The following is a 14447-nucleotide window of genomic DNA, read 5'->3' as shown; positions in this document are numbered from 1 at the left end:
GGTTTTCCGTTGCCCCCCGGCGACGGGATAGAACTTTACCCAATGCTCGCGGGGGCGTCCACTCGGGGGTCCGGTACCGCGGCTTCGGCCGCCGTTGTCGCAGCGTTCTGGCAGAATGCTCCCGTGGCTCAAGCTATCGATCAACGCATCGCCGAAGAACTCTCGGTCGGCGCCCACCAAGTCCGCTCCGCCGTCGCTCTACTCGACGACGGCTCGACCGTCCCGTTCGTCGCCCGCTATCGCAAGGAGGCCACCGGGGGCCTCACCGACGAACAGCTCCGCGCGCTCGAAGAGCGCCTCGGCTACCTTCGCGAGCTGGAGGCGCGACGCACCTCGATCCTCGAATCGGTCTCCGAACAAGGCAAGCTGACCGCCGAGCTGCGGGCGCAGATCGACGCCGCCGACACCAAGGCCAGGCTCGAAGACCTCTACGCCCCATACAAACAGAAGCGCCGGACCAAGGCTCAGATCGCGCGCGAGGCCGGGCTCGAACCGCTCGCCGACACGCTGCTGAACGATCCGACACAGGACCCCGAGACCGTCGCCGCCGGCTTCCTCAACCCCGAAGCGGAGGTCAACGACGCCGCGGCGGCATTGGCCGGGGCCCGCGCCATTCTCACCGAGCGGTACTCCGAGGACGCCGACCTCATCGGCGAGCTGCGCGAACGCATGTGGCGACGCGGCCGCGTCGCCTCCCGCGTCAGGGACGGCGCCGAGGAGAAGGGCGCCAAGTTCTCCGACTATTTCGAATTCTCCGAGACGTTCACCACCCTTCCGTCCCACCGGGTCCTGGCGCTCCTGCGCGGCGAGAAGGAGGAAGTTCTCTCCCTCACGCTGGAGCCGGGCGGGGACGAGGCCGACGCGGCCGACTACGAGGCCATGATCGCCGCGAAGTTCGGCATCCAGGACCTCGGGCGCGCCGCCGACGCCTGGCTCGCCAAGACCGTCTCCTGGGCGTGGCGCACGAGGATCCTCGTCAAGCTCGGCGTCGACCTTCGGATGCGGCTGTGGCAGGGCGCCGAGGACGAGGCAGTCAAGGTCTTCGCCACGAACCTCAAGGACCTGCTGCTGGCCGCTCCTGCCGGGCAGAAGACCGTCATGGGCCTCGACCCGGCCTACCGCACCGGTGTGAAAGTCGCCGTCGTCGACCCGACCGGGAAGGTCCTGGAGACCGCCGCGGTCTACCCTCACCAGCCCCAGAACCAGTGGGACGCTTCGCTCGCCGCCTTGGCGGCGCTCGTGCAGAAGCACGGCGTGGAGCTCATCGCCATCGGCAACGGCACCGCCTCCCGCGAGACCGACAAGCTCGCCGGGGATCTGGTGAAGGCGCTCGCGGGCAAGGCCGAGCTCGCCAAGCTCGTGGTCTCCGAGGCGGGCGCCTCGGTCTACTCCGCGTCGGCCTACGCCACCAAGGAGCTGCCCGGCCTGGACGTGTCGCTGCGCGGCGCCGTGTCCATCGCCAGGAGGCTCCAGGACCCGCTCGCCGAGCTGGTCAAGATCGACCCCAAGCACATCGGCGTCGGCCAGTACCAGCACGACCTGACTGAGTCGAAACTCACCAAATCCCTTGAGGCCGTGGTCGAGGACGCCGTGAACGCCGTCGGGGTCGACCTCAACACCGCGAGCGTCCCGCTGCTGAGCCAGGTCTCCGGGCTCACCCAGTCGATCGCGGCCAACATCGTCGCCTGGAGGGACGAGCACGGCCGGTTCAACGACCGCAAGGACCTGCTCAACGTCGCCAGGCTCGGCCCGAAGGCGTTCGAGCAGGCCGCCGGGTTCCTGCGCGTCCCCGGCGGGTCGAACCCGCTCGACGCCTCCGCCGTCCACCCCGAGGCCTATCCGGTCGTCGAGCGCATCCTCGCCGGCACCGGCGAGGGCATCACCGGCCTGCTCGGGAACGCGGCGACGCTCCGCAAGCTCAAGCCCGGCGACTTCGCCGACGAACGCTTCGGCGTCCCGACGGTCTCGGACATCCTCACCGAGCTGGAGAAGCCCGGCCGAGACCCGCGCCCGGAGTTCAAGGCCGCCACGTTCAAAGAGGGCGTCGAGAAGGTCTCCGACCTCGAAGAGGGCATGATCCTCGAGGGCGCGGTCACGAACGTGGCCGCGTTCGGCGCGTTCGTCGACGTCGGGGTCCACCAGGACGGCCTCGTCCACATCTCGGCGCTCGCGAACCGCTACGTCGAGGACCCGCGCGAGGTGGTCAAGCCAGGCGACGTCGTCCGCGTGAAGGTCCTGTCGGTCGACATTCCACGCCAGCGCATCTCACTGTCGATGCGGCTCGACGACGAGCCCGAGGCCGGCGGCGGCAAGAGCCGCGGAGGCGAGGGCGCAGGCCGGCGCGGCAAGAGCGGCAAGAGCGAGAAGGGCGGCCGTCAGCAGCAGCGCCAGGCGCGCGGCGGCCAGTCCCAGCCGCAGGGGGCGATGGCGGAGGCGCTCAGGCGGGCCGGCCTGAGCCAATAGGTTCAGAGCCGTGTTCGACCGCTACTCCGACCGCAAGGGCGACCTCATCGTCGGGATCGCCAACGCCTTCGTCATCCTGGCGTGGACGGGCGTCGACGCGGCACTGCGAGAGCCCGATCCGATCGGGCTCTCCGAGCCGGTCGCGTGGGCGGCGCTGCTGGTCGCCTGCGCGGTGGTGTTCTTCCGCTCGGCGTATCCGCTGACGGTCACAATCGTCACCTGGGTGTGCACGATGGTGTACTACCCGGCGTCCGCGGTCGACGGACCGATGCTGCTGGCGTTCGTCATCGCCCTGTATTCGCTGGCGGCGCATGGCAGGACGATCGCGGCCACCGTCGTCGGCGCGGTGACGTTCGTGCTGACGGTGGTCTCGGAGACCCTCGCCGGCTTCGCGCACATGACCGAGGGCGAGACATTGCTGCTGTCGGGGTGGATCATCGCGATCGTCGCGATCGGCACGGTGGTCGCCCACTACAGGCGCTACCGTGCCGAGATGGAGACCGCCCTGGCCGAGGGGCAGCGGCGCAGCATCGCCGAAGAGCGGCTGCGGATCGCCAGGGAGCTGCACGACGCGGTGGGCCACCACCTGTCGCTCATCAACGTGCAGACCGCGGCGGCGCTGCGCAGGCTCAAGAGGAACCCCGAGTACGCGACGAGCGAGACGCTGGAGATCGTCTCGGAGACGAGCCGGCTGTCGCTTCGGGAGCTGCGCTCGATGGTCGGAGTGCTGCGCGAAGCCGGTGAGGACTCGCCGACCGGTCCGGGACCGAGCCTCGATCAGTTGCCGTCGCTTGTGGCGGCGGCCGAGGCGACCGGTCTGGAGGTGACGCTGCGCCAGGACGGGCGGGCCGAGCTGCCGGCGGCGGTGGACGCGGCGGCCTACCGGGTGGTGCAGGAGGCGCTGACGAACGTGGTCAGGCACGCGGACGCGGGCCGAGCGCGGATCAACGTGGTGACCGGGACGTCGACGCTGGCGGTGAGCGTCACCGACGACGGTACGGCATCGGTGAAGGCGGACAAGGTGATCGCGGGGAACGGGCTGGCGGGGATGCGTGAGCGGGCCGAGGGGCTCGGCGGTACCTTCAACGCGGAGCCTCGCGACGACGGCGGCTTCGTCGTCGAGGCCACGTGGCCGCTGGAGGTGCAGCAGTGATCCGAGTGATGCTGGTCGACGATCAGCGGCTGGTGCGCGCCGGGTTCGCGTCGATCCTGGGCGACGAGGACGACATCGAGATCGTCGCCGAGGCGAACGACGGCGGCGAGGCCATGGAGCTGATCCGCAGGCACCGCCCCGACGTGGTCCTCATGGACATCCGCATGCCCGGTGTGGACGGTCTGGAGGCGACCGACCGGATCGGTTCGGACCCGAGGCTCGAAGGGGTCAAGGTCGTCATCCTGACGACGTTCGACGAGGACGACTACGTCTACCGGGCGCTGCGGGCGGGCGCGAGCGGGTTCCTGGTCAAGGACACCGACCCGGACGAGCTGCTCAGGGGCATCCGCGTGGTCGCCGCGGGCGAGGCGCTGATCTCACCGAAGATCACGCGGCGGCTCATCGGCGAGTTCGCCGGGCGCGTCGCCAGGCCCGAGCCGAGCCCGAAACTGAACTCGCTGACCGAGCGCGAGACCGAGGTCTTGAAGCTCGTGGCGACCGGCATGAGCAACGACGAGATCGCCGGAACGCTCTTCCTGGCTCCGGCGACGGCGAAGACGCACGTCAGTCGCATCATGTCGAAGCTATCGGCCCGCGATCGGGCGCAGCTGGTGGTCACCGCGTACGAGTCGGGGCTGGTGCGCCCGACCTGGACCGACGGCGAGTGATGCGACTCGGGGAGTACGCCTCGGGGCCCGCCTGACGCCCCGGTGGTAGGCCGATCGCCTCTGTCGGGCCGATGCGGACCGGGGCCGCCGACGGCGATAGTCATGTTCGGCGCGTTCATGCTCTCCGAGGCACGGCTGCTCCAACAGTTCGGCATCGGCCTGGCCGTGGCGATCTTCATCGACGCGATCGTGATCCGCTGCCTGCTGGTCCCGGCGATCATGAAGATCATGGGCAGGGCGGCCTGGTGGATGCCGAGGTGGCTCGACCGGGTCCTCCCGCACGTGACGGTCGAACCCGAGGCCGAGGCCCCGCGCGCCCAACAGCGCGAGCCGGCCCACACCCGATAAGCACCACACGACAACCGATGAGCGGCCCCGGCGTTTCGCGCCGAGGCCGTCGGTGTTCAACCCGGCAGTCCGCGACAGCGGGTGACCGCATATTCGACCTGCTCCATGTCTTCGCCGTTCAAGAAGTCGACTCCTATAGCGATGAGCACCCCGAAGCCCTGGGCCCGCCGTGGTTCCGGCTCCTCTGGCCGTCCGAGGGCGCACTGGCGCCGGCGATCGGGTTCTTCGCGATCATCTGGGGCGCCATCACGATCGTCACCAGCGTCAGGTTGCGCGCCTCGCGAAGGAGCTCAGCAGCCGTACCGATCCGGCGGCGCTGTCCGACTAGCATTCGTGGCGTGTCCCTTCGCGAATCCAGGTTCTCCCCGCCCCCGCTCGTCCTGGCCGCGGGCCTGACGCTGCTCTGGCACGCGGTCCTGTTCACGGCCGCGGAGCTCGTCCCCTCCCAGGAATCACCACACCTCGGGGCCACGCTCATCACCCTCTGCACCCTGCCGGTCCCGGTGCTCGCCGCCCTCGCCATGGGCGACTGGCGCTACACGGGGTTCGCTCCGATCCGCTCCGGCGTCCCCGTCTTCGGGGTCACGGTGCCACTGTTCCTGGTCAGCGCCGTCTATATCGTGCCCGGCATCGAAGGCGACGGAGAGACACTCCTGCGACTGGCGGTCTTCTGCCTCGTCGTCGGCATAACCGAGGAGAGCCTGTCCCGAGGCGTCGTGCAGCGCGCGCTCACGAGCGTGGGCCGACTGCCCGCGGCGGTCTGGGTCGGCGTGCTCTTCGGGCTGGGCCACGCGCTGTCGGGCCTCTGGTTCGGCCGGGACCTCGGCGACACGCTGTTCCAGGTCGTCAGCACCGCCGCGTTCGGGTTCGGCTACGCGGCCGTGCGGTTCCACCTGACCACGGTCTGGCCCCTGGTCGCCTCGCACGCGCTCTACAACTTCGCGCAGTACGCCAGCCCGGGCGCCGCCGCCTGGCCCGTGCAGGCGGCGGTGGCGGTCGGCTTCATCGGCTACGGGATCTGGGTGCTGCGGCTCCTCGACCGGCGTACGGAGCCGACCGAGGAGCCCGCGCGGACCGCGCCGCGGTAACGACCTAGATCTCGGACCAGACGCGCCAGGTCTCGACCTGTTCGCGGACCGCCGCGAGCTGGTCGGCCACGGCCTTCGGGCCGGTCGAGCCCGGAGTGGTGCGGGCCGCCAGCGCACCGTCCACGTCGAGCACCCGCTTGACCGTCGGGTCCAGGTGCTCGGAGATCCCGGCCAGGTCGGCGTCGTCGATCTCGTGAAGCTCGATGCCCCGCGCCTCGCAGTGCGCGACGCACGCGCCGGCGATCTCGTGGGCGCTGCGGAACGGCACGCCCCTGCGCACCAGCCAGTCGGCGATCTCGGTCGCCAGGCTGAAGCCCTTCGGCGCCGCCGCCCGCGGGAGTTCGACGTTGAACGTCAGCGTCTCGACCATGCCGGTCACCGCGGGCAGGAGCAGCTCCAGGTTGTCCAGGGAGTCGAAGACCGGTTCCTTGTCCTCCTGCAGGTCCTTGTTGTAGGCGAACGGCAGACCCTTGAGCGTCGTCAGCAGGCTCATGAGGTTGCCGGTCAGCCGCCCGGACTTGCCGCGAGCGAGTTCGGCCACGTCCGGGTTCTTCTTCTGCGGCATGATCGACGACCCGGTCGAGAAGGCGTCGTCCAGCGTGACCCAGCCGAACTCCTGGCTCGCCCACAGAATGACCTCCTCCCCCAGCCGGGAGAGGTGGACGCCGATCATCGAGCACACGAACGCCAGTTCGGCGGCGAAGTCGCGGTCGGCAACGCCGTCGATGGAGTTCGCCGCCGGGGCGTCGAAGCCGAGCTCGGCGGCGACGGCCGCCGGGTCGAGCGGCAGCGACGAGCCCGACAGGGCGCCCGAGCCGAGCGGCGAGACGGCCGCCCGCCTGTCCCAGTCGGCGAGCCGGTCCAGGTCGCGCAGGAAGCCCTGGGCGTGCGCGAGCAGCTGATGTCCCAAGGTCACCGGCTGCGCGTGCTGAAGGTGCGTCATGCCCGGCGCGGGCGCGTCGGCCACGGTCGCGGCCTGCTCGGCCAGCGCGGACACGAGGCCCGCCAGGTTCGCGGCGAGGCCGCGCGCTTGCGCTCGGCAGTACATCCGCAGGTCGGTGGCGATCTGGTCGTTCCGGCTGCGCCCGGCGCGGAGCTTGCCGCCGAGGTCGCCGAGGCGTTCGACCAGGCCGCGCTCCAGCGCGGTGTGGACGTCCTCGTCGGCGACGGTGCCGGTGAAGGCCCCGGAGGCGACGTCGTCGCCGAGGCCGTCCAGCGCTTCGAGCATCCGGTTCAGTTCGGTTTCGTCGAGGAGCCCGGCCCGGTGCAGGACGCGGGCGTGGGCCTTGGAGGCCGCCAGGTCGTACGGTGCCAGCCGCCAGTCGAAGCCGATCGAGGCGTTCAGGGCTTCTAGGGCGGCGGCGGGGCCGCCGGTGAAGCGGCCTCCCCACAGTTTCGCCACGCTATTCGCCCTCGGTCTTGATCCGCTCGTTGCGGGCTGCGGCGAGCTTGGAGGGCAGGCTCCACAGCTCGACGAAGCCGCGCGCGTTGGACTGGTCGAACGCGTCGCCCTCGTCGTAGGTGGCGAGGTCGAAGTCGTAGAGGCTGGCGTCGGAGCGCCTACCGGTGACGGTGGCCTTGCCGGCGTGGAGGGTCAGCCGGACGTCGCCGGTGACGTGGGCCTGGGTGTCGGCGATGAACGCCTCCAGGCTGTCCTTCAGCGGCGAGAACCACAGGCCGTCGTAGACCAGTTCGCCCCAGCGCTGGTCGACGTTCCGCTTGAAGCGGGCTTGCTCGCGCTCCAACGTGACGTTCTCGAGCTCCATGTGGGCGGCGATGAGGGTGATGCCGGCCGGGGACTCGTATACCTCGCGGGACTTGATGCCGACCAGCCGGTCCTCGACCATGTCGATCCGGCCGATGCCCTGGGCGCCGGCGCGCTCGTTGAGTTCGTGGACGAGGTCGAACGCGGACTTGGCGACGCCGTCGATGGCGACGGGGCGTCCGGCCTTGAAGGAGATGATCACTTCATCGGCCTCGCGCTGCTGCGCGGGGTCCTGTGAGTAGGAGTAGATGTCCTCGATAGGGCCGTTCCAGATGTCCTCCAGGAAGCCGGTCTCGACGGCCCGTCCCCACAGGTTCTGGTCGATCGAGTACGGCGACTTCTTGGTGACGTCGATCGGGAGCTTCTTCTCCTCGGCGAAGGCGATGGCCTTGTCGCGGGTCCAGGCGAAGTCCCGGGCGGGGGCCACGATCTTCAGGTGCGGAGCGAGGGCGGCGAGCCCGGCCTCGAACCGGACCTGGTCGTTGCCCTTGCCGGTGCAGCCGTGCGAGACGATCGTCGCGGCGTGCTTCTCGGCGGCGGCCACCAGGTGCTTGACGATGAGCGGGCGCGAAAGCGCGGAGACGAGCGGGTAGCGGTCCATGTAGAGGGCGTTGGCGGCCACTGCCGGGAAGCAGTACTCGGCGGCGAACTCCTCGCGGGCGTCGACGACTTCGGCGGCTACCGCGCCGCAGCCGATGGCCCGCTCCCTGATGGCGTCGAGGTCCTCGCCGCCTTGGCCGACGTCGATCGCCACGGCGATCACCTCGGCATCGAGCTGCTCGGCCAGGTACGGGATCGCCACGGACGTGTCCAGGCCGCCCGAATAGGCGAGCACTACCTTCTCAGTCATTGCTGTTCTCCTTCATCTCACTGGTGGTGTAGGGGATGGCGGTCTCGATGGAGGCGGCGTCGCCTCCGGCGTCTTGGGTGGGGGCCTTGCCGGCCCACTGGAGCATCTGGTCGGCGACCTTGCGGCCGGTCACGCCGTCGCTCGCGATGACGGCGATGGTGTCGTCGCCGGCGATGGTGCCGATGACGTCGGCGAGGCCGGACCGGTCGATGGCGCTGGCGAGGTACTGGGCGGCCCCGGGCGGGACCCACAGCACGGCCATGTTGGCCGAGTAGTCCGCCCCGACGAGCAGTTCGCGCAGCAGGCGCTTGAGCCGGTCGGGGGCGGCCTCGGCGTCACGCAGGGGCCGTTCGCCTTCGGGGAAGATCGAGTAGACGGCGCCGCCGCCGTCGGTGCCGCGGACCTTGATGGCGCCGAGCTCTTCGAGGTCGCGCGACAGGGTCGCCTGGGTGACCTCGATGCCGGATTCGGCGAGGAGTTCGGCCAGTTCGGACTGGGACTTGATCGCCTCACTGGAGATGAGTTCGACGATGCGGGACTGGCGCGCCGCCTTCGTGGTCGGCAAGTTCATCAGCGTTCACTCCGGTTCGGGGTGGGCGAGTGAAGCGGGCCGGTCGGGCGGGGCGACGGGTGGGGGCTCATTCGCGTTCACCGCCGATCATCCAGGAGAGCAGGGCCTTCTGGGCGTGGAGGCGGTTCTCGGCCTGGTCGAAGACCTTCGACTGAGGGCCGTCCATGACGGCGTCGGTGATCTCCTCGCCGCGGTGCGCGGGCAGGCAGTGCAGGACGATGGCGTCCTCGGCGGCCTGGCCGAGGAGCGCGGCGTTGAGCTGGTACGGCGCGAGGTCGGTGATGCGCTGCTCGCGGTCTTCCATGCCCATCGAGAGCCAGGCGTCGGTGGACACGACGTCGGCGCCGCTCACGGCCTTGACGGGGTCGTCGGTGACGATGACCGAGCCGCCGGTTTCGGCGTTGATCTCGGCGGCGCGCGCCAAGACGTCGGCGGCGGGCTGGTAGCCGGCGGGTGCGCCGACGCGGACGTGCATGCCGGCCATGGAGCAGGCGATGACGGTGGAGTTGCCCATGTTGAACGCGGCGTCGCCGACGTAGGCGATGCTGGTGCCGCGCAGCATGTGCAGGCCGGCTCGGCGGTGCTCGGCGATGGTGTGGAGGTCGGCGAGCAGCTGGCAGGGGTGCCAGCCGTCGGTGAGGGCGTTGACCACGGGGACGGTGGCGTGCTCGGCGAGCTCGGCGATGCGGTCGTCGCCGAAGGTGCGGATGACGATCGCATCGACGTAGCGGGAGAGGACGCGGGCGGTGTCGGCGATGGACTCGCCGCGGCCGAGCTGGCTGGACTGCGAGTCGATGACGACGGGGTTGCCGCCGAGTTCGGCGATGCCGATCTGGAAGGACAGGCGGGTGCGGGTCGAGGGCTTCTCGAAGACGACCGCGACCGACCGGAGCCGTCCGGATTGGTTCAGGCTGTCGAAGCCGTGGCGGTCGTCCTTCATGTCCGCGGCGAGGCGCAGCAGGTCGCCCTGCTCGGCCGCGGTGATGTCGTCGTCTTTGAGAAAGTGCCGGGTCACGGTCGTCCTCCTGGGGCCGGCTGAACCTCGTCGAGCGCGGCGATGAGCTTGTCGCAGAACTCGTCGAGTTCGGGGGCGGTGATGGTGAGCGGTGGCGCGATGCGGATCGTGTCGGGCCGGGGCGCGTTGGCGAGCACGCCGAGTTCGGCGAGCTTCGCGACGACGTCGGCGGCGTACGAGCCGGTCAGGGCGATGCCGCGCCACAGGGCCTTGCCGCGCGCCTCGGTGATCTGGGCGACGCCTCCGAGCCGGGCGTCGAGGTGTTCGCCGAGTGCGGTGACGTTGTCGAGGAGGTGCTCGCGCTCGATGGTGTCGATGACGGCGAGCGCGGAGGCGCAGGCGATGGGGTTGCCGCCGAAGGTGGAGCCGTGCGTCCCGGGGGTGAGGGCCTCGGCGTAGGCGCCGGTGCCGATGGCGGCGCCGATGGGGAGGCCGCCGCCCATTCCCTTGGCGACGGTGATGACATCGGGGGTTATGCCTTCGGCGTGGTGGGCGAACCAGTCGCCGGTGCGCCCGAAGCCGGACTGGATCTCGTCGACGACGAGGGCGGCGCCGTGCGTGGCGGTGAGTTCGCGGGCCGCGGCGAGGTAGCCGGGCGCGCCGGTGAAGATGCCGGCCTCGCCTTGGACGGGTTCGAGGAAGAGCGCGGCGGTCTCGTCGTCGACGGCTGCCTTGAGGGCGTCGACGTCGCCGTATGGCACGAACTCGACGTTGCGCCCGAGCGGCTCGAACGGCTCGCGGATGGAGGCCTTGCCGGTGATGGACAGCGAGCCGAGGGTGCGGCCGTGGAAGCCGTTCTCGGCGGCGACGATCTTCGTCCTGCCGCTGTCCTTGCCGGCCAGCAGGACCAGTTTCAGGGCGGCCTCGTTGGCCTCGGTGCCGGAGTTGCACAGGAACACCTTGCCCTCGACCCGCGCGAGTTCGAGCAGCTTCTCGGCCAGCTCGATCTCCTTCTCGTGCAGGTAGAGGTTGGAGGTGTGGGCGAGCCGCGCGGCCTGGGTGCTCACTGCATCGACAAGGGCCGGGTGGTCGTGGCCGAGGCTGGAGACGGCGATGCCGCCGATCATGTCGAGGTAGGTCGTGCCGTCGACGTCGGTGACGTGGCGGCCCTCGCCGTAGCTGATGGCGACCGGGGGAAGCCCGTAGTTGCCCATGATGGCCGCCTGGAACCGCGACTTGAGTTCGTCCGAATAGGTCATTGTTCCTCCACGACCATGGTTCCGACGCCTTCGGAGGTGAAGATCTCCAGCAGGGTCGAGTGGGGGACGCGCCCGTCGATGACGTGCGCTTGGGGGACGCCGCCCTTGACCGCCCGGAGGCAGGCCTCCATCTTCGGGACCATGCCCGACTGGAGTCTCGGCAGCAGTTCGGCGAGCTGCGAGGTCACTACCTGCCGCAGCAGCGAGTCCTTCTCGGGCCAGTTCGCGTACAGCCCTTCGACATCGGTGAGAATGACGAGCTTCTGCGCGCCGAGGGCCTCGGCGAGCGCGGCGGCGGCGGTGTCGGCGTTGAGGTTGTACAGGACGCCGTCGTGGTCGAGCGCCACGGTCGAGACGACGGGGATGCGCCCGGCCGCGATGATGTCGTCGACAGCGGCGGTGTTGACGCTGGCGACGTCGCCGACGCGGCCCACGTCGACCTGCTCGCCGTCGACGTCGGCCCAGCGCCGCTTCGCGGTGAACAGCTGAGCGTCCTCGCCGCTCATGCCGACCGCGTGCGGGCCGTGGTTGTTGATCAGGCCGACGAGTTCCCGGCCGACCTGGCCGACCAGGACCATCCGGACGACGTCGGCCGCCTCGGGCGTGGTGACCCGCAGGCCCCCCTTGAACTCGGATTCGATGTCGAGCTTGTCGAGCATCTTCGAGATTTGCGGGCCGCCGCCGTGGACGACGACCGGCTTGATGCCGACGCAGCGCAGGAACACCATGTCGGCGGCGAACGCCGACTGGAGCTCGGGGTTGATCATGGCGTTGCCGCCGTACTTGACGACGACGACGTGGCCGGCGAAGCGCTGGAGCCACGGCAGGGCCTCGATGAGTGTCTCGGCCTTGCCGAGCGCCGACTTCAGATGCGGTGCTAGATCACTGATGCTCATGTCGAGTAAGCCGAGTTCTCGTGGACGTAATCGTGGGAAAGGTCATTGGTCCAGATCGTGGCCGATGCCGGGCCGTTGTGGAGTTCGATGTCGATCGCGACGTCACGGCCCTTGAGGTCCACCTCGTCGCGGCTGACACCGGCGGCGCCGGCCTTGCAGATCCACACGCCGTTGACGGCCACGTCGACCTCGTCGGCGTCGAACGGCGCCTTCGCGCAGCCGACCGCGGCGAGGATGCGGCCCCAGTTCGGGTCGCAGCCGAACATCGCCGTCTTGACGAGGCTGTCCCTGGCGACGCCACGGGCGACCTCGACTGCGTCGTCTTCAGTCTGCGCCCCCGAGACGGTGATGGCGATGTCTTTGGTGGAACCTTCGGCGTCGGTCAGGAGCTGGCGGGCGAGATCCTTGCACAGGTCGGTCAGCGCGGCGGTGAACTCGTCGGCGTCGGCCTCGGCGCCCGAGGCGCCGGAGGCGAGCAGGAGGACGGTGTCGTTGGTCGACATCGAGCCGTCGGAGTCGAGCCGGTCGAACGAGTACCGGCAGGCCGTGCCGAGCGCTGCGTCGGCCTGCGCGGCGTCGATCACCGCGTCGGTGGTGAGGACGACGAGCATGGTGGCCAGGCCGGGCGCGAGCATGCCCGCGCCCTTGGCGATGCCGCCGACCGTCCAGCCGGCAGGGCTGGTGACCACGGCGTTCTTCGCGACGGAGTCGGTGGTCATGATCGCGGTGGCGGCGGCTTCGCCGCCGGTCTCGGTGAGTGCGGCGGCGGCCTCGTCGACGGCCGGCAGGAGCTTGCCCATGGGGAGGCGCTCGCCGATGAGCCCGGTGGAGCAGACGGCGACCTCGGCCGCGCCGCAGCCGAGGACCGCGGCGACCTTCTCGGCGGTGGCGTGCGTGTCCTGGAAGCCTTCGGGACCGGTGCAGGCGTTGGCACCGCCGGAGTTGAGGATGACGGACTTCAGCCTGCCGTAAGTGATGACCTGCTGGGTCCACTTGACCGGGGCGGCCTTGACGCGGTTGCCCGTGAATCGGCCGGCGGAGACTTGGGAGGGCCCGTCGTTGACGACGAGCGCGACGTCGGGCTTGCCCGACGGCTTGAGCCCGGCGATGACGCCGGAGGCCCGGAAACCCTTCGGTGCTGTCACCGTCATGGTGCGACTCCGTTCACGGTCAGACCGCTCGCCTCGGGCAGGCCGAGCATGAGGTTGGCGCACTGGACGACCTGCCCGGCCGCGCCCTTGCCGAGGTTGTCGATGGCCGCGCACACGATGATGCGGCCCGAGTCGAGGTCGACCGTGCCCTGGAGGTGGACGGCGTTGGTGCCGTACGTCGAGGCCGTCGCGGGCCAGGCCCCTTCGGGGAGCAGGCGGACGAAGTGCTCGGCGTCGTAGGCCTTGGACAGGGCCGCGCGGACCTCTGCGGCGCTCACGTCCCCGGCGGGCTTCGCGGTGACCGTCGAGAGAATGCCGCGCGGCATCGGGGCCAGCAGCGGCGTCATCGACAGGCTCGCCGCCCCGGTGGCCTGCTTGATCTCGGGTACGTGCTGGTGCGCGCCGGCCTTGTAGGGGCTCATCGAGCCCACGACCTCGCTCGCCAGCAGGTGCTTCTTGGGCGCGTTGCCGGCCCCTGAGGTGCCGGAGGCGGCGACCACCACGATGTCGTTCGGGTCGGCGATGCCGGCCTCGACGAGCGGACGCAGCGCCAGGGTGGTCGCGACCGCGTAGCAGCCGGTGGCGGCGACCCGGTTCGAGGCGGCGATGGCCTCTCGACCGCCGGGCAGCTCGGGCAGGCCGTAGGTCCAGGTCCCTGCGTGCGGGCTGTGGTAGTAGGCCTCCCAGGCGTCGGCGTCTTCGAGCCGGTGGTCGGCGCCCAGGTCGACGACCTTGACGTCGGCGGGCAACTGTGCGGCCAGCGCGGCGGACTGGCCGTGCGGGAGGGTCATGACGACCAGGTCGGCGCCCGCGAGGGCCTCCGGGGTGGTCTCGCAGAATCGTCGGTCGCCGTAAGCGGAGAGGTGGGGGTGGACTGCGGTGATCGGCTCACCGGCCTGGCTGTGGGCGCTGGCGGCTACGACGTCGAGCTGCGGGTGGTCGGCGAGCAGCCGGAGCACCTCGCCTCCCGCGTAGCCGCTGGCACCGGCCACGGCGACCTGGTACGTCACTGGAAACCTCCGATTTGAATGCTTATGCATGACACTGTATCAGCATTCAGAAGGTGGTTCAACGATATATTCCGGTGATTGAGAGCGCACGGAACGTTTCGGTAGCGGCCCCTGGGTTTCAGCGGGTACTTGAGCGCGCACTCTTGTGGAAGAGACTGGAGAAGAGGTAACCGAGCATGCCAGCAGAATCATGGGGAGCGTTGATGCTCGTCATAGGTGCAATCATCGTGCTAGTCGTGATCGGGCTAGTCCGGTGGAGTGTCCGCACCG

13 protein-coding genes are annotated in these 14447 nt (G+C 70.0%); 5 read left to right on the top strand and 8 right to left on the bottom strand.

Annotation, left to right across the window (positions count from 1 at the left end):
- Positions 1-123: 123 nt before the first annotated feature.
- The 5 genes from L0U85_RS05115 (at position 124) to L0U85_RS05095 (ending at position 5720) form a co-directional block, all read left to right on the top strand.
- Positions 124-2463, top strand: coding sequence for a Tex family protein (locus tag L0U85_RS05115; RefSeq protein WP_241376682.1), 2340 nt, complete (start codon positions 124-126; stop codon positions 2461-2463).
- 10 nt (positions 2464-2473) lie between these two features.
- Positions 2474-3616, top strand: coding sequence for a sensor histidine kinase (locus L0U85_RS21095; protein ID WP_241376681.1), 1143 nt, complete (start codon positions 2474-2476; stop codon positions 3614-3616).
- Positions 3613-4284, top strand: coding sequence for a response regulator transcription factor (locus L0U85_RS05105; protein ID WP_241376680.1), 672 nt, complete (start codon positions 3613-3615; stop codon positions 4282-4284). Before L0U85_RS21095 ends, L0U85_RS05105 begins: the two co-directional genes overlap by 4 nt.
- Before the next feature lie 102 nt (positions 4285-4386).
- Complete coding sequence (locus L0U85_RS05100) at positions 4387-4632, top strand: MMPL family transporter (RefSeq protein ID WP_241376679.1); 246 nt, start codon at positions 4387-4389, stop codon at positions 4630-4632.
- A gap of 338 nt (positions 4633-4970) precedes the next feature.
- Entirely contained in the window at positions 4971-5720 is a 750-nt protein-coding gene (locus L0U85_RS05095; protein WP_241376678.1) for a CPBP family intramembrane glutamic endopeptidase, read from the top strand.
- Positions 5721-5724: 4 nt separating this feature from the next.
- On the opposite strand, the gene argH is transcribed toward L0U85_RS05095, so the two are convergent.
- The 8 genes from argH to argC all read right to left on the bottom strand — a co-directional run bounded on the left by argH (position 5725) and on the right by argC (position 14177).
- Positions 5725-7122 (bottom strand): argininosuccinate lyase, encoded by a 1398-nt coding sequence (gene argH, locus L0U85_RS05090; RefSeq protein ID WP_241376677.1) that lies wholly within the window; start codon positions 7120-7122, stop codon positions 5725-5727.
- 1 nt (position 7123) lies between these two features.
- Positions 7124-8335 carry an argininosuccinate synthase gene (locus L0U85_RS05085; protein ID WP_241376676.1) on the bottom strand — a complete coding sequence of 404 codons (1212 nt, stop codon included), beginning with the start codon at positions 8333-8335 and terminating at the stop codon, positions 7124-7126.
- Positions 8328-8906 (bottom strand): arginine repressor, encoded by a 579-nt coding sequence (locus tag L0U85_RS05080; RefSeq protein ID WP_241376675.1) that lies wholly within the window; start codon positions 8904-8906, stop codon positions 8328-8330. The genes L0U85_RS05085 and L0U85_RS05080 overlap by 8 nt, the downstream gene beginning before the upstream one ends.
- Before the next feature lie 67 nt (positions 8907-8973).
- The gene (gene argF / locus L0U85_RS05075; RefSeq protein WP_241376674.1) at positions 8974-9921 is read right to left on the bottom strand and encodes an ornithine carbamoyltransferase; all 948 of its coding nucleotides are present in this window, start codon (positions 9919-9921) and stop codon (positions 8974-8976) included.
- The gene (locus tag L0U85_RS05070) at positions 9918-11120 is read right to left on the bottom strand and encodes an acetylornithine transaminase (RefSeq protein ID WP_241376673.1); all 1203 of its coding nucleotides are present in this window, start codon (positions 11118-11120) and stop codon (positions 9918-9920) included. The genes argF and L0U85_RS05070 overlap by 4 nt, the downstream gene beginning before the upstream one ends.
- Positions 11117-12016, bottom strand: coding sequence for an acetylglutamate kinase (gene argB, locus L0U85_RS05065; RefSeq protein ID WP_241376672.1), 900 nt, complete (start codon positions 12014-12016; stop codon positions 11117-11119). Before argB ends, L0U85_RS05070 begins: the two co-directional genes overlap by 4 nt.
- On the bottom strand, positions 12013-13167 hold the full coding sequence (gene argJ / locus L0U85_RS05060; protein WP_241376671.1) for a bifunctional glutamate N-acetyltransferase/amino-acid acetyltransferase ArgJ: 1155 nt from the start codon (positions 13165-13167) through the stop codon (positions 12013-12015). The genes argB and argJ overlap by 4 nt, the downstream gene beginning before the upstream one ends.
- Entirely contained in the window at positions 13164-14177 is a 1014-nt protein-coding gene (argC, locus tag L0U85_RS05055; RefSeq protein WP_241376670.1) for an N-acetyl-gamma-glutamyl-phosphate reductase, read from the bottom strand. The genes argJ and argC overlap by 4 nt, the downstream gene beginning before the upstream one ends.
- Positions 14178-14447: the final 270 nt, after the last annotated feature.

This window comes from Glycomyces sp. L485 (genome assembly GCF_022548875.1).
Taxonomy (GTDB): domain Bacteria; phylum Actinomycetota; class Actinomycetes; order Mycobacteriales; family Micromonosporaceae; genus Glycomyces.
Note: the sequence above shows the minus strand (reverse complement) of the source record. Positions and strands in the feature narration are given on the sequence as shown.

What these genes read in the sequence shown, in the direction of transcription:
- L0U85_RS05085 (WP_241376676.1), bottom strand. Translation starts at nt 8,335, where the DNA reads ATGACTGAGAAGGTAGTGCTCGCCTATTCGGGCGGCCTGGACACGTCC.
- argB (WP_241376672.1), bottom strand. Translation starts at nt 12,016, where the DNA reads ATGAGCATCAGTGATCTAGCACCGCATCTGAAGTCGGCGCTCGGCAAG.
- L0U85_RS05100 (WP_241376679.1), top strand. Translation starts at nt 4,387, where the DNA reads ATGTTCGGCGCGTTCATGCTCTCCGAGGCACGGCTGCTCCAACAGTTC.
- L0U85_RS05080 (WP_241376675.1), bottom strand. Translation starts at nt 8,906, where the DNA reads ATGAACTTGCCGACCACGAAGGCGGCGCGCCAGTCCCGCATCGTCGAA.
- argJ (WP_241376671.1), bottom strand. Translation starts at nt 13,167, where the DNA reads ATGACGGTGACAGCACCGAAGGGTTTCCGGGCCTCCGGCGTCATCGCC.
- L0U85_RS05070 (WP_241376673.1), bottom strand. Translation starts at nt 11,120, where the DNA reads ATGACCTATTCGGACGAACTCAAGTCGCGGTTCCAGGCGGCCATCATG.